Source organism: Ruegeria sp. YTSA064, assembly GCF_059610325.1.
In genome coordinates this window covers 153,218-177,359 of sequence record NZ_JBXWNK010000004.1, presented here as the reverse complement: position 1 = coordinate 177,359, position 24,142 = coordinate 153,218, and the positions used below count along the sequence as shown (strand labels likewise).

Annotated in this window: 28 protein-coding genes; 24 read left to right on the top strand and 4 right to left on the bottom strand. The window is 56.4% G+C overall.

Annotation, left to right across the window (positions count from 1 at the left end):
• Positions 1-16 precede the first annotated feature (16 nt).
• From AC2FI7_RS07765 to AC2FI7_RS07695, 15 genes are all read left to right on the top strand, one after another.
• Positions 17-373 carry a hypothetical protein gene (locus AC2FI7_RS07765; protein WP_010442767.1) on the top strand — a complete coding sequence of 119 codons (357 nt, stop codon included), beginning with the start codon at positions 17-19 and terminating at the stop codon, positions 371-373.
• Between the two features lie 98 nt (positions 374-471).
• Complete coding sequence (locus AC2FI7_RS07760) at positions 472-876, top strand: DUF5333 domain-containing protein (RefSeq protein WP_029622146.1); 405 nt, start codon at positions 472-474, stop codon at positions 874-876.
• A gap of 3 nt (positions 877-879) precedes the next feature.
• Positions 880-2,901, top strand: coding sequence for an NADH-quinone oxidoreductase subunit NuoG (gene nuoG, locus AC2FI7_RS07755; RefSeq protein ID WP_010442765.1), 2,022 nt, complete (start codon positions 880-882; stop codon positions 2,899-2,901).
• Positions 2,898-3,113 (top strand): hypothetical protein, encoded by a 216-nt coding sequence (locus AC2FI7_RS07750; RefSeq protein WP_010442764.1) that lies wholly within the window; start codon positions 2,898-2,900, stop codon positions 3,111-3,113. Before nuoG ends, AC2FI7_RS07750 begins: the two co-directional genes overlap by 4 nt.
• Positions 3,106-4,143: an NADH-quinone oxidoreductase subunit NuoH gene (gene nuoH, locus AC2FI7_RS07745; RefSeq protein WP_010442763.1), complete on the top strand. Its 1,038-nt coding sequence runs from the start codon at positions 3,106-3,108 to the stop codon at positions 4,141-4,143. Before AC2FI7_RS07750 ends, nuoH begins: the two co-directional genes overlap by 8 nt.
• Positions 4,144-4,145: 2 nt before the next feature.
• Positions 4,146-4,640 carry an NADH-quinone oxidoreductase subunit NuoI gene (gene nuoI / locus AC2FI7_RS07740; RefSeq protein ID WP_010442762.1) on the top strand — a complete coding sequence of 165 codons (495 nt, stop codon included), beginning with the start codon at positions 4,146-4,148 and terminating at the stop codon, positions 4,638-4,640.
• The gene (locus tag AC2FI7_RS07735; RefSeq protein WP_496815651.1) at positions 4,637-5,047 is read left to right on the top strand and encodes a carboxymuconolactone decarboxylase family protein; all 411 of its coding nucleotides are present in this window, start codon (positions 4,637-4,639) and stop codon (positions 5,045-5,047) included. The genes nuoI and AC2FI7_RS07735 overlap by 4 nt, the downstream gene beginning before the upstream one ends.
• A complete protein-coding gene (locus AC2FI7_RS07730; RefSeq protein WP_170348161.1) occupies positions 5,044-5,646 on the top strand; it encodes an NADH-quinone oxidoreductase subunit J in 603 nt (200 codons plus the stop codon). The genes AC2FI7_RS07735 and AC2FI7_RS07730 overlap by 4 nt, the downstream gene beginning before the upstream one ends.
• Positions 5,647-5,650: 4 nt before the next feature.
• Positions 5,651-5,956 (top strand): NADH-quinone oxidoreductase subunit NuoK, encoded by a 306-nt coding sequence (gene nuoK, locus AC2FI7_RS07725; protein WP_005984024.1) that lies wholly within the window; start codon positions 5,651-5,653, stop codon positions 5,954-5,956.
• Positions 5,957-5,962: 6 nt separating this feature from the next.
• A complete protein-coding gene (gene nuoL / locus AC2FI7_RS07720) occupies positions 5,963-8,110 on the top strand; it encodes an NADH-quinone oxidoreductase subunit L (protein ID WP_319546622.1) in 2,148 nt (715 codons plus the stop codon).
• Complete coding sequence (locus AC2FI7_RS07715) at positions 8,110-9,654, top strand: NADH-quinone oxidoreductase subunit M (RefSeq protein WP_260022805.1); 1,545 nt, start codon at positions 8,110-8,112, stop codon at positions 9,652-9,654. The genes nuoL and AC2FI7_RS07715 overlap by 1 nt, the downstream gene beginning before the upstream one ends.
• A 15-nt stretch (positions 9,655-9,669) precedes the next feature.
• Positions 9,670-11,112, top strand: a complete 1,443-nt coding sequence (nuoN, locus tag AC2FI7_RS07710) for an NADH-quinone oxidoreductase subunit NuoN (RefSeq protein ID WP_010442757.1) — start codon at positions 9,670-9,672, stop codon at positions 11,110-11,112.
• Between the two features lie 53 nt (positions 11,113-11,165).
• Positions 11,166-11,915: a biotin--[acetyl-CoA-carboxylase] ligase gene (locus AC2FI7_RS07705; protein WP_496815652.1), complete on the top strand. Its 750-nt coding sequence runs from the start codon at positions 11,166-11,168 to the stop codon at positions 11,913-11,915.
• 11 nt (positions 11,916-11,926) lie between these two features.
• Positions 11,927-12,706, top strand: a complete 780-nt coding sequence (locus AC2FI7_RS07700) for a type III pantothenate kinase (RefSeq protein WP_010442755.1) — start codon at positions 11,927-11,929, stop codon at positions 12,704-12,706.
• The gene (locus AC2FI7_RS07695) at positions 12,703-14,370 is read left to right on the top strand and encodes a ribonuclease J (protein WP_496815653.1); all 1,668 of its coding nucleotides are present in this window, start codon (positions 12,703-12,705) and stop codon (positions 14,368-14,370) included. Before AC2FI7_RS07700 ends, AC2FI7_RS07695 begins: the two co-directional genes overlap by 4 nt.
• Here AC2FI7_RS07695 and AC2FI7_RS07690 read toward each other — a convergent pair.
• Entirely contained in the window at positions 14,367-15,068 is a 702-nt protein-coding gene (locus tag AC2FI7_RS07690) for an NUDIX hydrolase (RefSeq protein WP_010442753.1), read from the bottom strand. The genes AC2FI7_RS07695 and AC2FI7_RS07690 overlap by 4 nt on opposite strands.
• Entirely contained in the window at positions 15,065-15,463 is a 399-nt protein-coding gene (locus AC2FI7_RS07685; protein ID WP_029622143.1) for a DUF983 domain-containing protein, read from the bottom strand. The genes AC2FI7_RS07690 and AC2FI7_RS07685 overlap by 4 nt, the downstream gene beginning before the upstream one ends.
• Positions 15,464-15,684: 221 nt before the next feature.
• Between AC2FI7_RS07685 and AC2FI7_RS07680 the strand changes: the two genes are divergently transcribed.
• From AC2FI7_RS07680 to AC2FI7_RS07665, 4 genes are read left to right on the top strand one after another with little or no spacing between them, the layout of a single operon-like run.
• Positions 15,685-16,140 carry an EF-hand domain-containing protein gene (locus AC2FI7_RS07680; RefSeq protein ID WP_010442751.1) on the top strand — a complete coding sequence of 152 codons (456 nt, stop codon included), beginning with the start codon at positions 15,685-15,687 and terminating at the stop codon, positions 16,138-16,140.
• A gap of 6 nt (positions 16,141-16,146) precedes the next feature.
• Positions 16,147-16,761 (top strand): RNA polymerase sigma factor, encoded by a 615-nt coding sequence (locus AC2FI7_RS07675; protein ID WP_496815654.1) that lies wholly within the window; start codon positions 16,147-16,149, stop codon positions 16,759-16,761.
• Positions 16,754-17,098 (top strand): hypothetical protein, encoded by a 345-nt coding sequence (locus AC2FI7_RS07670; protein ID WP_010442749.1) that lies wholly within the window; start codon positions 16,754-16,756, stop codon positions 17,096-17,098. The genes AC2FI7_RS07675 and AC2FI7_RS07670 overlap by 8 nt, the downstream gene beginning before the upstream one ends.
• Entirely contained in the window at positions 17,095-17,568 is a 474-nt protein-coding gene (locus tag AC2FI7_RS07665) for a periplasmic heavy metal sensor (RefSeq protein ID WP_010442748.1), read from the top strand. The genes AC2FI7_RS07670 and AC2FI7_RS07665 overlap by 4 nt, the downstream gene beginning before the upstream one ends.
• 4 nt (positions 17,569-17,572) lie before the next feature.
• Here the strand turns inward: AC2FI7_RS07665 and AC2FI7_RS07660 are convergent, their stop codons facing one another.
• Positions 17,573-18,973, bottom strand: coding sequence for a diguanylate cyclase (locus tag AC2FI7_RS07660; RefSeq protein ID WP_010442747.1), 1,401 nt, complete (start codon positions 18,971-18,973; stop codon positions 17,573-17,575).
• An 89-nt stretch (positions 18,974-19,062) separates the two neighbouring features.
• Between AC2FI7_RS07660 and AC2FI7_RS07655 the strand changes: the two genes are divergently transcribed.
• From AC2FI7_RS07655 to AC2FI7_RS07635, 5 genes are all read left to right on the top strand, one after another.
• Complete coding sequence (locus AC2FI7_RS07655; RefSeq protein ID WP_010442746.1) at positions 19,063-19,347, top strand: DUF3572 domain-containing protein; 285 nt, start codon at positions 19,063-19,065, stop codon at positions 19,345-19,347.
• 19 nt (positions 19,348-19,366) lie between these two features.
• Complete coding sequence (locus AC2FI7_RS07650) at positions 19,367-20,059, top strand: HAD family hydrolase (protein ID WP_496815655.1); 693 nt, start codon at positions 19,367-19,369, stop codon at positions 20,057-20,059.
• Between the two features lie 119 nt (positions 20,060-20,178).
• Entirely contained in the window at positions 20,179-21,738 is a 1,560-nt protein-coding gene (locus tag AC2FI7_RS07645) for a trimethylamine methyltransferase family protein (protein ID WP_010442744.1), read from the top strand.
• Positions 21,739-21,860: 122 nt separating this feature from the next.
• Complete coding sequence (locus tag AC2FI7_RS07640; RefSeq protein ID WP_010442743.1) at positions 21,861-22,448, top strand: heme NO-binding domain-containing protein; 588 nt, start codon at positions 21,861-21,863, stop codon at positions 22,446-22,448.
• Positions 22,445-23,443 carry a GGDEF domain-containing protein gene (locus AC2FI7_RS07635; RefSeq protein ID WP_010442742.1) on the top strand — a complete coding sequence of 333 codons (999 nt, stop codon included), beginning with the start codon at positions 22,445-22,447 and terminating at the stop codon, positions 23,441-23,443. The genes AC2FI7_RS07640 and AC2FI7_RS07635 overlap by 4 nt, the downstream gene beginning before the upstream one ends.
• A gap of 11 nt (positions 23,444-23,454) precedes the next feature.
• On the opposite strand, the gene AC2FI7_RS07630 is transcribed toward AC2FI7_RS07635, so the two are convergent.
• Complete coding sequence (locus AC2FI7_RS07630; RefSeq protein ID WP_010442741.1) at positions 23,455-24,141, bottom strand: sirohydrochlorin chelatase; 687 nt, start codon at positions 24,139-24,141, stop codon at positions 23,455-23,457.
• Between the last annotated feature and the right edge of the window lies 1 nt (position 24,142).

The following is a 24,142-nucleotide window of genomic DNA, read 5'->3' as shown; positions in this document are numbered from 1 at the left end:
CGATGCAGGAGTGGTCATGATGGCGAAACGAGGAATTTTGGTGATGTCGGTTTTGGTGGGGGCACTGCTCTCCGCCTGCGGAGAGGCGCCATCACAGGCGACGCGGGTTGCGTTTGACGGCATTTATTTCAGGGCCAGCGCGAAACACGTGGACAAGAGAACCACACCTTCCGAGTTTACCGTGACAGTAAACGGCGTTTCGCAATCGTTCGACGGTGCGCGTGAAGCTGGCCGCTACGAAGCCACCAAGTTCTGCGTTCAGAATTTTGGCTCTTCCAGGATTGCCTGGAAGGTTGGACCGGATACGGAACCGCAAAACCTGCGTATTGAGAACGATAAACTGACCTTTGCCGGACGCTGCCAACGACCATGAGCAACCGTATCGCATATCACGGCAGGACCGGTGGCTTGTTATTGCATAGCAAGCGCGTCGACCATCGTCTTGGGAATCCCAAGACGAAAGGAAATGTTATGTCTTTGATACGACTGGTCGCCGCGATTTGCGTAATATCTTTCCCGGTTCTGGCTGAGGCGAAGCCACCCTTGCGCGAAGTCAAAGAGATCGACAACGAACTCTATTACATCGCGATCGCAAACGAGATTTCGGAGTATTGTCCGTCAATAAGCGGGCGTCGGCTCAAGGCGATTGGTGTCATGTGGGATTTGCGCTCGAAAGCGAACAAACTTGGATATTCGGACAAGGAAATCCGGGCTTATGTGGATTCGGATTCTGAAAAAGATCGTATGCGCGCCAAGGGCGAGAGCTATCTGGCGCAGAACGGCGTATCTTACGAAAATCCCAAAACCTTCTGCGCGTTGGGCAAGAAGGAAATTGAAAGAAACAGCGCCATCGGCGTGTATTTGAGGGCGAACTAGACCATGTCTGACCTCCGCAAAGTCAATATCGACGGACAGGAAATCGAAGTCGATGGCGCGATGACACTGATCCAAGCCTGTGAGCAGGCCGGGGTCGAGGTGCCGCGCTTTTGCTATCACGAGCGTCTGTCGATTGCCGGGAACTGCCGGATGTGTCTGGTCGAGGTCGTTGGCGGCCCGCCGAAACCTGCGGCCTCCTGCGCGATGCAGGTACGCGACTTGCGTCCGGGTCCGGAAGGGCAGGCACCTGTGGTCAAGACAAACTCACCCATGGTCAAGAAGGCCCGCGAAGGGGTGATGGAGTTTCTGCTGATCAACCACCCGTTGGATTGCCCGATCTGCGATCAGGGCGGTGAGTGTGACCTGCAGGATCAGGCGATGGCCTATGGTCTGTCAGGCACACGCTTCAAAGAAGCCAAGCGTGCCGTGGATGATCTGGACCTTGGCCCGCTGGTTGGCACCGCAATGACGCGCTGCATCAGCTGTACCCGCTGCGTGCGTTTCACAACCGAGGTTGCTGGGATTACCCAAATGGGCCAGACCGGGCGAGGGGAAGATGCCGAGATCACGTCGTATCTAAACCAGACTCTCGACTCGAACCTGCAGGGCAACATCATCGATCTGTGCCCTGTCGGGGCGCTGACTTCGAAGCCGTATGCCTTCACCGCCCGCCCTTGGGAACTGACCAAGACCGAAAGCATCGATGTCATGGATGCCATGGGCTCGAACATCCGCGTGGATACCAAAGGCCGTGAAGTGATGCGCTTCTTGCCGCGCAATCATGATGGTGTGAACGAGGAATGGATCAGCGACAAGACCCGCTTTGTCTGGGATGGTCTGCGCCGTCAGCGCCTGGATCGGCCTTACGTGCGGGAAAACGGCAAACTACGCCCGGCGTCGTGGCCAGAGGCACTGAACAAAGCCGCCGAGGCGCTGAAAGGGGCTGATAAACCTGCAGGCATCGTGGGCGATCTGGCCCCGGTCGAGGCCGCATTCGCGCTGAAACAGATGATCGAAGGGCAGGGCGGTGTTGTCGAATGTCGCACCGATGGTGCCAAGCTGCCGGCGGGTAACCGTGGGGCATATGCCGGTACAGCCGCGATTGAAGATATCGACAGCGCCGAGCGTATCCTTCTGGTTGGCACCAATCCACGTGATGAAGCGCCGGTTCTGAACGCCCGCATCCGCAAGGCATGGGCACACGGTGCCGAGGTGGCCTTGGTCGGGCCCGCCATCGATCTGACCTACGAGTATCACCATGTAGGCGACGACCGTGCTGCGCTGCAAACCGTCGTTGATATGGGTGGCAATGATGAGATCAAGAGCAAGCGCTCTCTGGTCATCGTCGGGCAAGGCGCGCTGCAAGAGGCTGATGGCTCTGCCGTTCTGGCCGCCGCACAAACCATTGCAAGCAATACCGAAAGTGGGCTTATCGTTCTGCACACCGCAGCATCGCGCGTGGGTGCCATGGATGTGGATGCGACCAGCGAAGGCGGCATGGATGCGGTAAGCGCGGCCGATGTGATCTATAATCTCGGCGCCGATGAGGTCGAGATCGGCGAGGGCGCATTTGTGATCTATCAGGGCAGTCACGGCGATCGTGGAGCGCACCGCGCCGATGTGATACTGCCGGGTGCGGCTTACACAGAAGAAAACGGCCTGTTCGTCAACACGGAAGGTCGACCTCAACTCGCGATGCGTGCAGGATTCGCCCCGGGTGAGGCCAAGGAGAACTGGGCCATCCTGCGTGCCCTTTCTGCCGAGCTTGGTGCAACACTGCCCTACGACTCTCTGGCGCAACTGCGCACTGTTCTGATCGAAGCGGTTCCGCATCTGGCGCGTATCGATGAAGTGATCGAGAATGACGTTCGGGCTCTGGACGCAGGCCCGTTGGGCAAGGCGACATTCCGCGATGCCGTCAAAGATTTCTATCTAACCAACCCGATAGCACGCGCCTCGCAACTGATGGCCGAGCTATCGGCACAAGCGCAGGCCCGCAAGACTGAGAAGATTGCGGCGGAATGAACCAGACACGTTTCATATCGCAGACAAACGCGGTGCCCGGGTGGCAGTTAGCCGCGCCGGAATTGCGTGTGAAATTGAAGATTAAGGGTGGCGTAAAGACGGCAGATGCTGTTTACACCAACGCGCCGACCCAGCCGCAGATTGCGCAGGCAACTGGCCTTTGCATCGCACGCGGAAAACGGAATACCCACGGTGTGAGGACCAATGGCTGAATTCTTTAACACCCCAGGCGGAATAGCCATCATTATTCTGGCGCAAGTGCTTGCAGTTGTGGCCTTTGTGATGATCTCGCTGTTGTTCCTCGTTTACGGCGACCGCAAGATTTGGGCAGCGGTCCAGATGCGCCGCGGCCCCAATGTGGTCGGCGTCTACGGCCTGCTGCAATCGGTGGCGGACGCACTAAAATATGTGGTGAAAGAGGTCGTCATTCCCGCGGGCGCTGACCGCACGGTGTTTATCCTCGCACCATTGACCAGTTTTGTTCTGGCGATGATCGCTTGGGCAGTGATCCCGTTCAACGATGGCTGGGTTCTGTCGGATATCAACGTCGCCATCCTCTATGTCTTTGCCGTGTCTTCATTGGAAGTTTATGGCGTGATCATGGGCGGTTGGGCGTCGAACTCAAAGTACCCATTCCTGGGATCGCTGCGCTCAGCCGCGCAGATGATTTCCTACGAAGTGTCGATCGGCCTGATCATCATTGGCATCATCATCTCGACCGGATCGATGAACTTCGGTGATATCGTTCGCGCGCAGGATGGCTCGTTTGGCTTCTTCAGCTGGTACTGGTTGCCGCATTTCCCGATGGTGTTCCTGTTCTTCATCTCGGCGCTGGCCGAGACCAACCGGCCACCCTTCGACCTTCCCGAAGCGGAATCCGAGTTGGTTGCCGGCTACCAGGTCGAGTACTCAGCCACGCCTTTCCTGCTTTTCATGGCGGGTGAGTACATCGCTATCTTCCTGATGTGCGCCCTGACCACGCTGCTGTTCTTCGGCGGCTGGCTGTCGCCGATCCCGGGCTTGCCCGATGGCGTGTTGTGGATGGTTGCCAAGATGGCGTTCTTCTTCTTCATCTTCGCGATGGTCAAGGCCATTACCCCCCGCTACCGCTATGACCAGCTGATGCGGCTGGGCTGGAAAGTATTCCTGCCGTTCTCACTGGCTTGGGTGGTCTTCGTGGCCTTCGCAGCGAAATTCGACTGGTTCTGGGGTGCGTTCGCCCGTTGGAGCGTAGGAGGCTGATCATGACTCAAATCGACTACACCCGCGCTGCCAAATACTTCCTTTTGCAGGACTTCTGGGTCGGCATGAAGCTGGGGCTGAAGTATTTCTTCGCCCCCAAAGCCACCGTGAACTATCCGCACGAAAAAGGACCTCTGTCGCCGCGTTTCCGGGGTGAACACGCCCTGCGCCGCTATCCGAATGGCGAGGAACGCTGCATCGCCTGCAAACTGTGCGAGGCGATATGCCCGGCGCAGGCCATCACAATCGACGCCGAACCACGCGAAGACGGTAGCCGCCGCACAACGCGGTATGACATCGACATGACTAAGTGCATCTATTGCGGTTTCTGCCAGGAGGCCTGCCCGGTCGATGCTATCGTCGAAGGCCCGAATTTTGAATTCGCCACGGAAACCCGGGAAGAGCTGTTCTACGACAAGGAAAAACTGCTGAATAACGGAGAACGCTGGGAAGCCGAGATCGCCCGCAATCTGGAAATGGATGCGCCGTACCGATGAGTGACAGCCCGACAAATCCGTTTGAGCTGATGATGAAGCAGGCTCAGGACATGGCCAAGGCGATGAACCCGGCGATGGAGAATTTTTCGCCCAAAGGGTTCGAGGCGCTGTGGCCGACCATGCCGAAAGAGGTCATGGAGATGATGTTCGGCAACACAGTCAACAAGGACGGGCTGGACGCCAAGACCCGGCTTTTGCTGACTCTTGCCGGGTTGACCTGTCAGGGCGCGCAAGCGGACTCGGCAGTGCGTCAGACTGTGCGCCACGCGTTGGAGGCTGGTGCCAAGAAACAAGAGATCGTGGAATCGATCGGCCAGATGTCGGTCTTTGCCGGCATCCCGGCCATGACCCGTGCGCTGGATCTAGCGCAAGAGGTCATGGGCGACAACGAGGATGAGGATCAATGACCGTCTTTGCCTTCTATCTGTTTGCCATCAGCGCCATCACCGGTGGGCTGTTCACGGTGATCAGCCGCCAGCCGGTGCACTCGGTCCTATGGCTGATCTTGTCCTTCCTGTCTTCGGCGGGACTGTTCGTGCTGCTGGGGGCCGAGTTTGTGGCGATGCTGCTGATCATCGTTTATGTCGGCGCGGTCGCGGTTCTGTTCTTGTTCGTGGTGATGATGCTCGACGTGGACTTTGCCGAGCTCAAGGCCGAGATGGCACGCTATATGCCGCTCGCCCTGCTGATCGGTCTGGTCATTCTGATGCAGTTCGTCATGGCCTTTGGGGCTTGGGACAGCGCTCAGGGCGCGGCGGCCAATCTGGCGCAGCCGGTCCCGGTCGACCGCCACAACACCGAGGCGCTGGGTGTCATCCTCTATGATCAATACTTCCTTCTGTTCCAATTGGCGGGGCTGATCCTGCTGGTGGCCATGATCGGCGCAATCGTGTTGACGCTGCGCCACCGTCAGGACATCAAACGTCAGGACATCATCGGCCAGATGATGCGCGACCCGGCCAAAGCGATGGAGTTGAAGGACGTGAAACCGGGGCAGGGGCTATAAGACGATGATCGGACTTGAACACTATCTTACGGTCGCGGCGACGCTGTTTGTCATCGGCATCTTCGGTCTCTTCCTGAACCGCAAGAACGTCATCATCCTACTGATGAGCATCGAACTGATGCTGCTGGCGGTGAATATCAACCTTGTGGCATTTTCCAGTTTCCTCGGCGATCTGGTCGGGCAGGTGTTTACGCTGTTCGTTCTGACCGTGGCGGCGGCCGAGGCGGCGATCGGGCTGGCCATTCTGGTCTGCTTCTTCCGCAACCGCGGCACCATCGCGGTTGAAGACGTCAATATGATGAAGGGGTAAGAGAACATGGAAACCACCATCCTCTTTGCCCCGCTGGTGGGCGCGCTGCTCTGCGGGTTTGGCTGGCGCTTTATCGGCGAGAAAGCCGCCATGTGGACCGCAACAGGCCTGCTGTTTCTGGCCTGTCTGCTGTCTTGGATCGTGTTCTTCGCGTTCGACGGGGTTACGCAACAAATCGAGATCATGCGCTGGATCGAGAGCGGATCTTTGTCGACAAGCTGGGCTATTCGTCTGGACCGTCTGACGGCGATCATGCTGATCGTGGTGACGACCGTCTCGGCGCTCGTGCACCTCTATTCCTTCGGCTACATGGACCACGATCCGCAATGGCGCGAGGGCGAGAGCTATAAGCCGCGTTTCTTTGCCTATCTGTCCTTCTTCACCTTCGCCATGCTGATGTTGGTGACCGCAGATAATCTGGTTCAGATGTTCTTTGGCTGGGAAGGCGTGGGCGTTGCCTCGTATCTTCTAATCGGCTTCTACTATCGTAAGCCGTCGGCCAATGCCGCGGCGATGAAAGCGTTCATCGTCAACCGAGTGGGCGACTTTGGCTTTGCACTGGGGATTTTCGCGCTGTTCTTCCTGACGGACAGCATCAACTTTTCCGACATCTTCGCGTCGGCGCCCGCGCTGGCAGAAGAAAAGCTGCACTTCCTGTGGGGGGAGTGGACCGCGATTGAAGTGATCTGCGTCCTGCTGTTCATCGGCGCGATGGGTAAATCAGCGCAGTTGATCCTTCACACCTGGTTGCCCGACGCGATGGAAGGCCCAACGCCTGTATCGGCACTGATCCACGCGGCGACGATGGTGACCGCGGGTGTGTTCCTGGTCTGCCGCATGTCGCCGCTGATGGAGTTCGCTCCGGGAGCGACCGGGTTCATCACTTTCCTTGGCGCATCGACCGCGTTCTTCGCCGCGACTGTGGGTCTGGTTCAGACCGACATCAAACGCGTCATCGCCTATTCGACCTGTTCTCAGCTGGGATACATGTTCGTGGCCGCTGGCGTCGGCATGTATTCAGCGGCGATGTTCCACCTGCTGACACACGCATTCTTCAAGGCGCTGCTATTCCTTGGCGCAGGCTCTGTCATCCATGCAATGCATCACGAGCAGGAAATGACCGAATATGGTGGCCTGCGGAAGAAGATACCTTATACGTTCTGGGCGATGTTGATCGGCACTCTGGCGATTACTGGCGTGGGTATTCCGCTGACCACTTTCGGCTTCGCCGGTTTCCTTTCCAAAGATGCCATCATCGAAAGCGCGTATGCCGGTGGCACTGGATATGCCTTCTGGATGCTGGTCATCGCTGCGATGTTCACATCGTTCTACAGCTGGCGCCTGATCTTCCTGACCTTCTATGGCGAGGAGCGTGGTGACAAGCATACCCATGAACATGCGCATGAAAGCCCGATGACCATGTTGGTACCGCTGGGCGTGCTGTCACTGGGTGCAGTGTTTGCTGGGATGATCTGGTACGGCAATTTCTTTGGCCATGCGGACAAGGTGGGCAAGTTCTACGGAATTCCGGTGGCCGAGGCATCAGAGCATGCAGAGGCGGGCGATCACAGCAAAGCGGATTCGCATGGCGAAGATAGCCACGCAGACGATAGCCATGCCGATACCGCCCATGTGGATGACGGGCATGGTGAGAAGGACTCGCATGGCGGCGATCACCACTATGTCTTTGCCGGAGAACCGGGTGAAGGTGCGCTTTATATGGCACCCGACAACCATGTGCTGGACGATGCGCACGCAGCCCCGAAATGGGTTAAGGTCTCACCCTTTGTAGCGATGTTGCTTGGGTTCATCGTGGCTTACTGGTTCTACATCGTGAACACCTCGCTGCCTGCACGTTTGGCCGCGAACCAGCGTCCGCTCTACCTGTTCCTGCTGAACAAGTGGTACTTTGACGAGATCTACGACGCGATTTTCGTCAAACCCACTGTGGCGCTTGGCCGGTTCCTGTGGAAGCGCGGCGACGGCAACACGATTGACGGCTTCCTGAATGGGGTTGCGATGGGCGTTGTGCCCTTCTTCACGCGCCTCGCCGGGAAAGCTCAGACCGGTTACATCTTTACTTACGCCTTCTGGATGGTCTTGGGCATCGCCGCCCTTGTCACCTGGATGTCTATCGGCGGAGGCGCTCACTAATGGACAATATCCTATCTATTGTCACCTTCATCCCCGCCATCGCTGCAGGCATTCTGGCCCTGTTCTTGCATGGTGAGGACGTAGCCGCGCAACGCAACGCGAAATGGGTCGCGTTGGTTGCAACAACCGTGACCTTCCTGGTCTCGATCGGCATCTATACCGGCTTTGATCCGTCCAACACCGGCTTTCAGATGGTGGAAGAGGGCGAGTGGCTGCTGGGTCTGAAATACAAGATGGGTGTCGACGGCATCAGCGTTCTGTTCGTGCTGCTGACCACCTTCATCATGCCGCTGACCATTTTGGCCAGTTGGAACGTCACGGATCGTGTCAAAGAATACATGATCGCCTTCTTGCTGCTGGAAACGCTGATGCTGGGCGTGTTCATGGCGCTGGATCTGGTGCTGTTCTACCTGTTCTTCGAGGCGGGCCTGATTCCGATGTTCCTGATCATTGGTATCTGGGGTGGCAAAGACCGAATTTATGCCAGCTTCAAGTTCTTCCTCTACACCTTCCTTGGCTCGGTGCTGATGCTGGTGGCGATGGTTGCCATGTATGCGGATGCGGGCACCACGGATATCGAGGCGCTGATGAGCCATCAGTTCTCGTCGGAAGGGTTCAGCGTGCTGGGCGTGTATATCGTCGGCGGTATGCAGACGCTTATGTTCCTGGCCTTCTTCGCGTCGTTTGCGGTGAAGATGCCGATGTGGCCTGTCCACACCTGGCTGCCGGATGCGCACGTTCAGGCGCCAACGGCGGGATCGGTTGTTCTGGCTGCGATACTGTTGAAGATGGGCGGCTATGGCTTCCTGCGATTCAGTCTGCCGATGTTCCCGGTGGGTTCGGCGGTGATGACGGACGTCGTGCTGTGGATGTCGGCGATTGCGGTTGTCTACACCTCGCTTGTGGCGTTGGTGCAGGAGGATATGAAGAAGCTGATCGCCTATTCCTCGGTCGCACATATGGGCTTTGTGACCATGGGTATCTTTGCAGCGAACCAGCAGGGCATTGACGGCGCGATCTTCCAGATGCTCAGCCACGGGTTCATCTCGGCCGCGCTCTTCCTTTGCGTCGGTGTGATCTATGACCGGATGCACACCCGCGATATCGAGGCGTATGGCGGTTTGGTAATCCGGATGCCCGCCTATGCGCTGGTCTTCATGTTGTTCACCATGGCAAATGTTGGCTTGCCGGGTACGTCCGGGTTCATCGGAGAATTCCTAACCCTGATGGGTGCCTTCCAGGTCAACACATGGGTAACGGCTGTGGCCGCGACCGGTGTGATCTTCTCGGCCGGCTATGCGCTTTGGCTGTACCGCCGTGTGGTATTTGGCGACCTGATCAAGGAAAGCCTGAAAGCCATTACCGATATGAGCTCGCGCGAGCGGCTGATCTTTGCGCCTCTGATCGTGATGACCATTCTGCTGGGGGTTTATCCTTCGCTGGTGACCGATGTGATCGGCAACTCGACGGCTGCGTTGATTTCGAACTATGACACGGCTCTGGCCGCGGCTGAGACCGCGACCCAGTCAGCTGCATCGCATTAAGGAGGCTTTGGAGACATGATCCAGGCTGATCTGACAATTATCCTGCCGGAAATCGTTTTGGCGATCTATGCGATGGCGGCGCTGATCGGGGCTGTCTACACAACAAAAGATGGGCTGGCACCGGTGTTGGTCTGGTCAACAGCGGGGCTTATGGCGTTGCTGGCGATCTGGATCGCAACCAATGGCGATGGCACGAATATTGCTTTCAACGGCATGTTCGTGGATGACGGATTTGCCCGGTTTGCCAAAGTTGCAATCCTTCTCTCTGCAGCAGCTGTCCTGCTGATGAGTCAGGATTACATGGCACGCCGTGGTCTGTTGCGTTTTGAATATCCGCTTCTGGTGGCTCTGGCCGCTGTTGGCATGATGATGATGGTCAGCGCGGGCGATCTGATGTCACTTTATATGGGCCTCGAGTTGCAATCGCTGTCGCTCTACGTCGTGGCTGCGCTGCGTCGGGACAGTGCCAAATCGACCGAGGCGGGACTGAAGTATTTTGTGCTGGGCGCGCTCAGTTCCGGCCTGCTGCTTTACGGCGCGTCGCTGGTTTATGGCTTTACCGGAACGACTTTGTTCTCGGGCATCATCCAGACCGTGCATCACGACGACATATCGCTCGGCCTACTGTTTGGCCTTGTTTTGCTGATATCGGGCCTTGCATTCAAAGTCTCTGCCGTGCCGTTCCACATGTGGACACCGGATGTGTATGAAGGCTCACCGACACCCATTACCGCGTTCTTCGCCACTGCCCCGAAAGTGGCCGCGATGGCCCTGTTCGCGCGTGTTTTGCACGATGCCTTTGGCGGGGTTGTCAAAGACTGGCAGCAGGTGATCGTTCTGTTGTCAGTTCTGTCGATGCTGCTGGGTGCGGTCGCGGCGATTGGGCAGCGTGACATCAAGCGCCTGATGGCGTTCTCTTCGATTGCACATATGGGCTATGCCCTGATTGGTCTGGCCGCTGGTACCGAGATGGGCGTCAAGGCCATGCTGATGTATCTGGCAATCTATGTGACGATGAACATCGGCACATTCGCCTTCATCTTGATGATGGAGCGTGATGGCAAGCCAGTGACGGATATCGATGCTCTGAGTCAGTATTCAAAACGTGACCCCGGGAAAGCTCTGGCTGTTCTGATCCTGATGTTCAGCCTTGCGGGCGTGCCCCCGATGCTGGGCTTTTTCGCCAAGTTTGGCGTCTGGCAAGCTGGTGTAGAGGCCGGGTTGACCGGTCTGGTTATTGCCTCGGCAATCGCTTCGGTCATCGGTGCGTTCTATTACTTGCGGATCGTGTTCTACATGTATTTCGGGGCTGAGAACGAGGACCCGATCGAAACGCTATCGTCACCAGTTCTGTGGGGCGCTCTGATGGGGTCTGCCGCGCTGATGCTGATCGGTGTGTTTTATCAGTTCGGAATCGAAGGCGCTGCAGCTGCAGCGGCGACAACGCTTGTCAACTGATCTTGGTTCCGTAAACAGAAAGGGGCTCGGTCACTGTACCGGGCCTTTTTGACATGAGTGATTGGCCGCAAGGATACGGGCTGCATGTACTGCAAGAGGTGGACAGCACCCTAAACGAAGCCGCGCGACTCGCGCCGACCGCCTCGGGACCCGTCTGGATTTTGGCGCATCGCCAGACCGCAGCGCGTGGTCGGCGTGGTCGTGCCTGGACCAACCCCAAGGGCAATCTGGCCGCGACCTTGCTGATGCGACCACCCGGAGATCCGGAACAGGCCGCGCTTCGCAGTTTCGTCGCGGCCCTCGCACTTTACGATGCCTGCGTCGCGGTGACCGGTCGAGCGGCGGGTCTGTCACTGAAGTGGCCCAACGATGTGTTGCTCAACGGTGGCAAGCTGGCTGGTATCTTGCTGGAAAGCACTGGGCAGGGACGAGGTATTTCGCATCTGGCAATCGGCATTGGCGTCAATCTGTCCGAGGCTCCCAGCGCTGACAGCGTCGAACCCGGCGCCGTGCGGCCGGTGTCGTTGCTTTCGGAAACCGGTTCCCATGTCACGCCTGAGGATTTTCTGGCAGAGCTGGCTTCGGCCTATGCCCACTATGAAACCCAGTTCATGACGTATGGTTTCGATCCGATCCGCACCGCGTGGCTTTCTCGCGCAGCACGGCTGGGTGAGGTTATTACCGCGCGTACCGCAGCGTCCGAGACGGTAGGAACCTTCGAAACGGTAGACGCGGGTGGCAGCCTTGTCCTAAACACCGCCAAGGGCCGTGTCAGCATTCCTGCCGCGGACGTCTATTTCTAAAGGGGGCACAAATGCTTCTGGCGATTGATTGCGGCAATACCAACACCGTTTTCTCGATCTGGGATGGCGAGAAATTTCTGTGCACCCTGCGCACCTCCACCCACCACGCGCGAACTGCGGATGCGTATTTCACGTGGTATTCGACATTGGTAAAGCACTACGGAATTGAGGTGGACATTACAGATGTAATCATCTCATCGACGGTGCCACGTGTTGTTTTTAACCTGCGGGTCTTTGCAGACCGTTTCTTCGGATGTCGCCCTCTGGTCGTTGGTAAACCCGACTGCCTGCTGCCCGCCAACCCTCGTGTCGACGAAGGCACGCAAGTCGGACCGGACCGTCTGGTTAACACAGCAGGGGCCTTTGACCGCTTTGGCGGTGATCTGGTCGTGGTGGATTTCGGTACGGCAACGACATTTGATGTCGTCGCTCACGACGGTGCATATGTCGGCGGAGTTATCGCGCCTGGCGTCAATCTTAGCCTTGAGGCGCTGCACCTCGCAGCCGCCGCGCTGCCACATGTAGACATATCGAAGCCACAAAAGGTGATCGGGACCCACACGGTAGAGTGCATTCAATCCGGTGTCTTCTGGGGCTATGTCGGCCTGGTGCGCGAGATCTGCGAGCGTATTAAAGCCGAGGCCGGGGTGCCTATGAAAGTAATCTCGACCGGGGGTCTTGCGCCCCTGTTTCAGCAAGCCGCTGACTTGTTCGACGAGTTTGAGGACGATCTGACGATGCACGGATTGACCGTGATCCATCGCTATAACAAGGAAAATGGCTCAACATGAGCAGTGAACGACTGATCTATCTACCGCTGGGCGGTGCAGGCGAAATCGGCATGAATGCCTATGTCTATGGCTACGGCAAACCAGGACAAGAGCGGTTGATTCTGGTGGACCTCGGGGTTGCTTTCCCGGACATGGATACCTCGCCCGGCGTTGATCTTATCTTTGCCGATATCACATGGCTGAAGGAGCGTGTCGATCAGCTTGAAGCGGTCTTTGTCACTCATGCGCATGAGGACCACGTCGGAGCGGTCGCGCATTGCTATGAGGCACTGGGTGCCCCTGTTTATGCGCGTGCCTTCACGGCGAATATTGCGCGCCGCAAGATGGAGGAGCATGGTCATCCGACCGAGACGGTGCGAACAGCATCTCCGTGGCCCGAACAGATCAATGCCGGACCATTCACAGTTGGTTTCTTGCCGGTATCGCATTCGATCCCGGAAAGTGCGGGGCTGGTCATCGATACTCCGGCTGGACGCGTTGTGCACACAGGTGATTTCAAACTTGATGCCAACCCAATTGTGGGTGAGCCGTTTGATCCTGACTTGTGGTCCGAGGTGGCCAAGTCGGGTGTCAAAGCGTTGGTGTGTGACAGTACTAACGTCTTTTCATCCCACCCCGGCCGCTCGGAATCCGAGGTCGGGCCTGAAATCACGCAGCTGGTGCAGGATGCCAATGGCATGGTTATCGCAACCACATTTGCATCGAACGTGGCGCGCGTGAAAACGCTTGCCGAGGCTGGCCAGAAGGCTGGGCGTTCGGTCGTATTGCTGGGCCGTGCGATGCGCCGGATGATCGAGGCGGCCACTGAAACGGGCATTCTCAGCGATTTCCCGAAAGTCATAAGCGCGGAAGAGGCGCTGGATGTCCCGCGCGCAAACCTGATGCTTATCGTGACTGGCAGTCAGGGAGAACGCCGTGCGGCCAGCGCCCAACTGGCGCGCGGTAAATATCGCGGGCTTGAGGTGAAAGAGGGGGATCTGTTCCTGTTCTCGTCCAAGACTATCCCTGGAAACGAACGCGGCGTGATCCGTATTATGAACCAGCTCAGTGAAAAGGGCGTGGATGTGGTCGATGACAGCTCGGGGCTGTATCACGTCTCGGGACACGCGAACCGACCTGATCTGGAAAAGGTTCATGCTCTGGTTGATCCGCAGATGATCATCCCGATGCACGGCGAGCACCGCCATCTGCGTGAACATGCCAAACTGGCTGAGGCGGGTGGTCGAACCGGAATTTTAGCCGTGAATGGCACCATGTTGGATCTGACCGGAAATGCTCCGAAAGTGGTAGACTACATCGAGACGGGTCGGACCTATCTGGATGGTGCGGTCAAGATTGGCGCATTGGATGGTGTTGTGCGTGACCGTATCCGCATGGCATTGAATGGCCATATCACAATCACAGTCATTCTGGACGAAGAAGACGAACCGTTGGGCGAGCCATGGTGCGATACGATGGGACTGCCCGAGATGGGATCGTCCCGTGCCGGGCTGGTCGAGGTGTTGGAAGAAGATTTGAACCAGTTCCTGATGCGCGCTGGTGCAAAAACGCTGCGCGATGAAGACAAGCTGGAAGAGGGGTTACGCCGGATTGCGCGCCAGACCGCTCAGGCTGAGATCGGCAAAAAACCCGAGGTGACGGTAGTCGTCAGCCGGATGCGTTAGCTCGTGTAGGGCATTGGAAAGCCGCGCAATTGCAGGAACAAGCTGGCTTCTTCATTGTTGAGGAAAAAAGGCACTGTGTCCGGCGGGCTTGGGTCTGCAGCGCGCGCGGCGATTTCGGCCAGAACGACTTCGGTGATGAAAGGCAGATCGAATTCGCGCGCCTGGCTGATTTTGACCCACTGCAAATGCGATAACTCGTCCGAGGCATGAGTGAAGTCATCCAGATCGCCTTGAATTGCGTTTGCATCGACCAAAAAGAACCGGGCATCAAACCGGCGTGAGCGACCGGGTGGCGTGACCGCCCGGAACACGAATTGCAGCGCTTCTGCGGAAGGTTGAAAGCCCATAGCGGCAAAGCTCTGCCAGTCGTTCGGGGCCGTACCCTGCCATTCGCCCGGTTGCCCAAGGATCAATCCGGTTTCTTCCCACAATTCCCGGATCGCGGCAGCCGCCAGCGCATTCTGCAACCCTAGTTCGGATCGCTGTGACAGACGTTCGGAGCAGAGATCGGGTAACTGAGTGCTCAGTGGAACGTGCGCGTCTTCAGGGTCGACTGCACCGCCGGGAAAGACAAATTTGTTTGGCATAAACGCGGCTTTCGCACCACGCTGCCCCATCAGGATCGAGGGGTCGCTGAGCCTGTCGCGCAGAACGATGACGGTCGCGGCATTGCGAATGGCGGTTTTGTCCGCGCTCATGCAGATTTGCCGAACCCGTGCATCCGACGCGCCCATTGATATGCGACCACAGCCCCTTTTAAGCGGGGCAGAAGGTACAGTGAGAGGGCAACGCAGGCGATCGAGAAGCCAATGGCCATGACCCAAGGGTCAGGCCGCCAGTGTACGTATGAGACGTGCAGCGCAGGTGCCAGAAGGTGCCCGACGATCAAAATGGTAAGATAGGCCGGGCCATCATCTGCACGGTGGTGAAACAATTCCTGACCGCATTCCGAGCAACTATCATTCACCTTGAGATAGCTGTGCAACAGTTTGCCCTCGCCGCAATTCGGGCATTTGCAACGAAACCCACGGATCAGTGCGGGTTTGGTCGGGCGGTCTTCCTCGACCGCAGTGTCGATAGTCTGATCAATCATTTGAATCTCGCGCGTTTCTATTCGGGCGATATAGGCCGTTTCGAACCCGTCGGAAAAGGGGGGTGCGTCGCTTTGTGGCGATAGCTTACAGCGTATCAGCAACTGATCGAATTTCAAACATGACGAAAAAAGTTGTGCGCGATGCGACGGAAAGCTGCCCGGGCTGCGTTTTAAGAAGTATCAACAGCGGCAAGGTGCCGCTAAATTCAGGGAACTTAGTAATGAAAACCAAAACATTCATCTCCGCCATCGTTCTTGCGGCAGTTGCAGTATCCGGCAGCTCAGCACTGGCCAAAGGGCCGCGTCCGACGTTTCAGGAACTGGATGCCGACGGAGACGGGCAGGTAACGCAGGCCGAGATCGCGGCGCATCGCAACCAGAAATTCACGGCTGCTGACACGGACGGAGACGGGCAGCTGAGCGTTGAGGAAATGCAGGCAGCAGCACAGGTGAAAGCCGACGAGCGTGTCTCTAAGATGTTTGAGAAGCACGATGCTAACTCCGATGGTTTCCTCAGCGAAGATGAATTGCCGAAACCGCGCCGTGCCTCCAAGATGTTCGAGCGTATCGACGCCGATGGGAACGGATCGATATCAGAGCCGGAATATGCGGATGCGAAAGACAGGATGGGTCGGAAACACAAGCGGCACCAGAAGTCGGACACAGACAACAACTGATACGGGATGGAGGATCTGACCTCTTACCCGAACGAGGCGCACGGCGGTTTTTCTGCCGTGCCCGAGCTCAGCGACGAGGAGTTGCTGGGCCGGTTTGCTGATGGCAATGCGGCTGCGGCCCGTCTGCTGACCGGACGGCTTGGACCGCGCAGCTATTCCGTGGCCTTGCGAATGTTGGGAAATCAGGCGGAAGCCGAAGACGTGACACAAGAGGCGATGATGCGTCTTTGGAAGATGGCACCCGACTGGGTGCCGGGACAGGCGCAGATATCGACCTGGCTTTATCGTGTGACATTGAACCTGTGCCTGGATCTGCGCCGAAGAAAGCGACCTGATGCGCTCGAAAATGTTGCAGAGCCAGAAGACGGATCCGCCAGCGTGGTTGATCGGATGCAAGATACCGAGCGTAAGGATGCGTTGCAGGCGGCATTGGATCAGTTGCCGGATCGACAACGGCAAGCGGTGGTTCTGCGGCATATCGAAGAGTTGTCCAACCCTGAAATCGCAGGGATTATGGATATCTCGGTTGAGGCGGTTGAAAGCCTGACAGCGCGTGGAAAACGATCACTGGCCGCACTACTTGCGGGGCGTCGGGATGAACTGGGGTACGAACATGGCTGATCATGACAAAGAACTTGAACACCTGTTTGCGCAAGCGCGCGACGCTCGGGATGTGTTCCCGGACAATCTTGCCGTCCGAATTGAAACCGATGCAGAGGCGGTTCGGTTGGCTCGATCCGCACACAAACGGCGTCGAACATGGCGGGACCGGATGAATGTCATCGGCGGATGGCATGGGGTAAGTGGCCTTGTGGCCGCAAGTGCAGCTGGCATCTGGATCGGGTTTTCTGCGCCTGCTTTTCTACCTGACCCCGCAGACTATTTTGTCTCGCAGGATGCAACCTATCTGGTGGCTGATCTCAACTTAGATGAAAACTATCTGGAGGACGCGGAATGAGCGATAATCCTGCACCCAAACGCAAATGGATGCCTATTCTGCTGATCGCTTCGCTTGCTCTGAACCTGCTGATTGCAGGAGTCGTCCTGGGTACAGCCTTGCGTTTCAAAGGCAGTGATCGTGCCGCGATACCGCCAGGATTTGGCCCAGCATTGTACTATGCCCTGCCCAAATCTGATCGCAAAGCTCTCAAGGATGAATTGTCAGATCTGCGTGGCAAAGGATCGCATCGACGCAAACAGGATTTTGGTGCGCTTAGCCAGGCCTTGCGAGCCGTGCCATTTGATCCGTCTGCGGTTGAAGATTTGCTTGAGAAGCAAGCGCAGGCAACGGCAGAGCTGCAGGCAGCGCTGCACCAGCAATGGCTTGCGCAGGTCACGCAAATGAGTGCGGAAGAGCGGGTCGAATATGCAAATCGGCTGGAGGAGGTCGTCAGACGCGGCCCAGGAAAACACAAGAAACGAAACTGACCCGTCAGGCTGCTGAACTACGGATATGCACCTGGTTGCGACCCGCATTTTTCGCCGCATACAGAGCTTGGTCGGCTGAACGAATCAACTGACCGACGGCATTTCTGCGATCTGCAATATTCAGATCAGGTGAGGAACACCATTTTACGCCTACGCTGATCGTGACCGAGGTCAATACGGATTCGTCGGGCAGGCAAAACGGTTTGTTGCAAATGCTTTCGCAGATCTTGTCCGCGAGTTTTAACGCCTGCTCTGCCGAGCAATGAGGCAGCCCAATCATGAATTCCTCTCCGCCGATGCGTGCGACAAAGCCGGCCTTTTCTGTTGCTTCCTGAAGCCTGCGCGCTGTTTCTGTCAGAACGATGTCACCGCCAGCATGACCAAAACGATCATTAATCGCCTTGAAGTGATCTAAATCCGCCAGCATCAATGCAAACCCACGCCCTGTTTCCAAGGCCTGGTGGGCGATCTGATCAAGTGCCCTCATGGCGAATCGACGATTGTGTAACCTTGTCAAAGGATCGGTTAGCGATTCGGATAGATCTTTACGTATCGACGCACGCAATTTGTCGTCGCGGGTTTTGCGGGCGATCTGGGTATCGAGCCGGAGCGAGATTTCGTCCGGGTGGAACCCTCCCATACAAATTGCATCCGCCCCTTTGTCCAAAGCCTCGGCGGCGAGGGTCGCATCCTCGTTTGACAGAACGCCGATTAAAACTGTGTTTCGGGTGGTGCTGCGGGATTTTAGATCGGCCAGGATGTGCCCTCCTGATCCGCCGGGCGCAAGCTCAATGACAATGGCATCAGGAGCGGGGTCAGAGAAAACGCCGTGCAGATCGGGTAAAGTGTAGTTGGACAGGCGGTGTCGTGTTTGCTGTGCCAACGCACTGCCCCATAGCGCTCCGGCGCGTGGGGTCTGGGTCAACAGCGCAATCTGCGCGATCGCCGGTGGCGCAAGCGGTATCTGTGCCGCCTCACCAAAACCAATGGATTGGTTGGCGTCTCCAAGGCTCAGTTCCTGCCGATCGGCACGTGAGCGCAACATGCTGCGAACGCGCGCGAGAAGCAAAGTATCCTTAAATGGGTAACCCAGCACGTCGTCTAAACCATCCGATAAGGCCTTTAATCGCGCCGCCCTATCATTTTGCGGCGTGATGGCAACAATCGGTACATCGGCCAAAGCGGGATCAACTGCCATTAACTTCTTAACATCCGAGGCGGTCCCGTCGGGCAAGGTTTGGGCGGTCAAAACCAAGTCAGGACGCGTGCGCCTTAGTAAAGCACCCAATCCGGCCAGCTTTTCCCCTTGTACAACATGATACCAGGCCGCGGTGAGCTGGACCTTAAGCATAATGCGATTGGTCGAGACCCCGTCGAGGACCAGTATGGTACCCTGTACAGACATTGCCGTTCACCGTTAGATTGCATGCGCTACCAAAGTGTTTATGAGTCTGGTTAACAAACCCTTTCTAAGAGCGTCGTCGAGGCCAGATAATGCCGATCTCTGTCCATTCTGCTGAAACATTGGCCCTGAGGGTGCTGAATTGGTTGGTTGGAAATGATGAGTTGCTCCCAGTTTTTCTGGGTGCAACCGGCGCTTCCATAGAGGATTTGCGTGCTCGGGCAGGAGAAAGCGAGTTTTTGGGATCGGTACTGGACTTTCTGATGCTTGACGATTCCTGGGTGATCGCCTTTTGTGACGCCCATTCCGTGCCCTACGAAGAACCGGGCCGTGCCCGCGCTGTGTTATCCGGCACTTCTGATATGCACTGGACCTGACCAATAGGAGCCTAAATTTATGAACATTGACGCCCTCGTCTTCGACAAGGACGGCACGCTTTTTGACTTTGCGTCTACATGGGGTGCGTTCGGACGTATCGCGCTTGAACGCCTATCCGACGGCGATACGCAGCGCGCGGCTGAACTTGGCCAGGTCATCGGTTTTGATTATGCCGAGGAGAGATATAGCTCTGACAGTATCGTTATTGCGGGAACCGTCGATGAAATTGCGCGTGCCCTGACGCCGCACTTGACTGGCATCGCTCAGCATCAAATCGTCGAAACTCTCAATGACGCATCCGCAGCGTCAGAGCAAATGCCTGCTGTTCCTCTCGCACCTTTTCTTGAAAATATGCGAAATGCCGGGCTTAAACTGGGTGTTGCGACCAATGATGCCGAGATACCGGCGCTGCGTCATCTCGAATCGGTCGGAGTTCGGGGCCACTTCGATTTTGTTGCAGGGTATGACAGTGGCCATGGCTTCAAACCCGGTCCAGGACAGCTTTTGGCATTTGCCAAACATGTCGATGTTGATCCGTCGCGCGTCGCCATGGTTGGTGACAGTCTTCATGATCTTGAAGCGGGTCGCGCCGCAGGCATGGTGACGATTGGTGTTCTTACGGGGCTTGCCACAACAGAAACGCTCGAACCTTTGGCAGATGTAGTTTTACCCGACATCGGCCATATTCCCGGCTGGTTGTCAGAAATCTGATTGTTCGGTGCTCTGAAACGCCGGTTTGAACGACAAAACCGACACCACTTGTCGCAGATAGAGCGGCCAGAGCTAAATCTTCGGGGCTTTCTTGAATAAGAGAGCGCAGGAGGACAGCTATGGAAGACAGCAGGACACGCAGACGCCGCAGCGGTGGCCGCGCTGGTGCAGCCACCCGTCGCGGTAGCGAAGTCATCGATCAGATGCCGTGGAATCCGCCTGTGAACTTAGACCGGCCAACAGAACCGTTGGGATCAGAGGGGATTGAGGCGATCCACGAAGGAGCTATGCGCATCCTCGAAGAGATCGGTATCGAGTTCTATAATCAAGAAGCTCTTGGCATTTTGCGCGAAGCTGGCTGTACGATCTCTGGTGATAACGTCCGTATGGGGCGGGACTTTGTCATGGAAATGGTGCGCAAAGCCCCAAGCTCATTCACCATAACGCCACGCAATTTGGACCGTCAGATCGAGGTTGGAGGCAAAACCATGTTGTTCGGCAATGTTTCGTCACCGCCGAACTATTGGGACATGGAAATTGGTAAAAAAGTACCCGGCACCCGACGGATGTGTCAGGATTTGCTGAAACTGACGCAGTATTTCAACTGCATCCATTTTGCCGGAGGTTATCCGGTTGAACCTGTCGATATCCATGCCAGCGTCCGACATCTTGATGTGCTTTATGACAAGCTCACGCTGACTGACAAGGCGATGCACGCCTACTCACTGGGTAAGGAACGTGTCGAAGATGTGATGGAAATGGTCCGTATCGCAGGCGGTTTGAGTCACGAAGAGTTTGAGGCATCGCCTCGGATGTATACCAACATCAACTCGACCTCACCGCTCAAGCACGACCATCCGATGATCGATGGTTGTCTGAGGTTGGCGCGGCGCGGGCAAGCGATCGTAGTAACTCCGTTTACGCTGGCAGGTGCAATGGCCCCAGTGACGATGGCGGGTGCGGTCGCCCAATCGCTGGCTGAGGCATTGTGTGCGATTGCGCTGTTCCAATATGTCAGGCCCGGCATTCCGTGCGTGATTGGGACGTTCACCTCGAATGTTGATATGAAGTCCGGAGCACCTGCGTTCGGGACGCCGGAATACATGCGCTCGACGCAGATGACCGGACAAATGGCGCGGTTCTATGGATTGCCGATGCGCTCTTCGGGTGTGTGCGCTGCGAATGTGCCAGATGGTCAGGCCATTTGGGAGACATCAAATTCACTGTGGGCCGCTGTTCAATCTGGAACAAATATGGTCTATCACGCGGCTGGTTGGCTTGAAGGCGGTCTGATCGCGAGTCCTGAGAAATTCATCATGGATTGCGAAATCCTGCAACAGATTCAGCGATATATGCAGCCGGAATTGACAGCGACAGGACCGGACGAGATCGCCCTTGAAGCAATCCGTTCAGTGGGAAATGACGGGCATTTCTTTGGCATTCAACACACACAGGATCGCTATACCACGGCGTTTTATCAGCCGTTTCTGAGCGATTGGAAAAACTTTGAGGCCTGGGAAGTCGCTGGCGGCATCTGGACTGCGGAACGGGCCCATCGAATGTTCAAAGAAATCGTTAACAATTTTGAAGCGCCGGCATTGGACGAGGCGATCCGCGAAGAGCTTGAAGATTTTGTTGCCCGCCGCAAGGCTGAAGGGGGCGCGCCGACAGATTTCTGACCTAACCGAACCACGCAGATTAGTCATGAATGTCTAACATTCTCATGATCTCGGCCAGGATATTGGGTGTTTGTTAAGTTTTCTGGGGTCACCTGAAGCAGATATCCAATTCGAGTTGTTTCATGCATGGGCTGATTAACAGGGCGATCCAATCATTCGTTTGTGCCACTTATGGGCGCCAATGCTGGCTGCAGGCGACCCAAGCCGCAGGATTGGATTTCGTCGAATTCGAGGCGATGCTGATCTATGAGGCAGAGGTTTCAGATCGTGTGCTGGAGGTGCTTTGTACCGAGTTGAACCGTCGAAAATCCGAGTTTCTTGAGGACTTGGGAACCTACCTCGTATCACATCGGAATATGGAGGACCTACGGCGATTGCTGCGTTTCGGGGGCGTAACGTATGTCGAGTTTTTGCACTCGCTAGATGATTTGTCTGATCGAGTGCGCCTTGCTGTTTCGGATCTCACGCTGCCGGACCTTGAATTGCAGGAACATTCATCAGCGGAATACCAACTATATTGCTCTCCCGGGCTGCCGGGATTTTCCAGTGTTATGACTGGTGTTTTGCGGGCTATGGCGGATGACTACGGCGCACTTGTTGTTCTTTCGAACGAAGAGCGTCGAAATGGGTCAGAGCTCATTTCGATTACACTGATCGAAAGCGCCTTTGCCGAAGGGCGTCATTTTGAGCTTGGGGCGCGGAAATCATGATCGAAACCGAAGATCTTGGTTCCCTTCTCGATACTTTGTGCCCCATGTATGTTCTTATCAATGATGAGGGGCGAATTGTTCAAGTGGGCCCCACAGTGCAGAAACTGCGCCCGGAGCAACCCATGGCAGGGCGGCGTTTTCTTGACGTCTTTGAGTTGCAGCGCCCGCGTTCTGTCACTGAGTTTCCAACGTTGCTTTCGACGCCAGGCGCGCGGTTACGTCTTCGTTTCCAAGATCAACCGCAAACAGCCTTTAAGGGCCTGATCGCGCCACTTTCTGGAAAGGGTGCATCGGTTGTTAACCTGTCATTCGGAATTTCAATATTGGATGCGGTGCGAGACTATGCACTGACAAGCGCAGATTTCTCAGGCACCGACTTGGCGATCGAATTGCTGTATTTGGTCGAAGCTAAATCTGCCGCGATGGAGGCTTCCAGATCATTGAACCTGCGTCTGCAAGGTGCAAAGCTGGCGGCTGAGGAGCAGGCCTATACAGACACGCTGACCGGGCTAAAAAACCGGCGTGCAATGGACCATATACTCGGGCATTTGATATCAACGAAATCGTCATTTGCATTAATGCATCTGGATTTGGATTTTTTCAAATCGGTCAACGATCGCCTGGGCCACGCCGCAGGGGATTTTGTGCTGCAGCAAGCCGCAATGATCATGCTTGATGAAACGCGGAGTGATGATACGGTCGCTCGTGTCGGCGGGGACGAGTTTGTCTTGATTATCAAAGGGGTGACCGACCGGAAAAAACTCGACAGCATTGCCCGGCGCCTGATCGCGCAACTTTGCCAGCCGATGAAATTCGAGGGAGCGGCCTGCAGTGTATCAGCGAGCGTTGGTACTGCTTTGTCGACCCAGTTCGAAATGCCAAAAGCGCAGGATGTACTGCATGCCGCTGACCTAGCGCTATACGCCGCAAAACGAAACGGACGATCTTGCCACCGGTTCTACTGTGAGTTTTCGAATGCACGACAATCCGGATAGAATGCGCTTGCCTAAATGGCGTCCAATATCGCAGCGATATGTTGTTCGACTTGGGGTAGCTCAGAAATGACTGGCATAACTTGGCCGGCGAAGTTTGCGCGGGCCAATTCTTGCGGCACATCTTCGAGCACATGGCCTCCGGTACAGGCAAAGAAGGGTAGGCAAAGCGCCTTTTCACCACATCCTGATGCTGACTCGGCAATGCTTGGAGATTGCTCAACAAAGCCGGTTCGGGTGCTTTTGAATGTGACCAATTGGCCCAGCGTATCTGCAAACCCATGGGCCACCGTTGCCGGGTTATTGCTGCGCCCTGAACCATGGGCTGCAATTACCAGATCAGTGTCAGGTGCTGACCATCCTAGATTTTCAAGTTTTTGATGCAGGGCGCTTTTAACCAAAAATGGCAACTGTGGGTCGATACCTAGAGGATCCAGAATTCTGACCGACCGAGAACCAAGTCGCTTAGGTAAAGCCTTGGTCACAAACCAACCCTTCGCCATGAACAACGGATAGATCGCTATGTCGCCGTGCAATTCGTCAAGGCACGTCTCAAGTGCGTCAGGTGCAGCCAAAGTGGCGGAATGAACCGAGACCCGATGACACAGTGAATCTATTTGCCTGGCAAAGCGCGCCAGCGCCGCCTCGGCGGGTGCCGGATTTGACGGTTGTCCATGTGCGACGATAACGGCGTGTGGCATG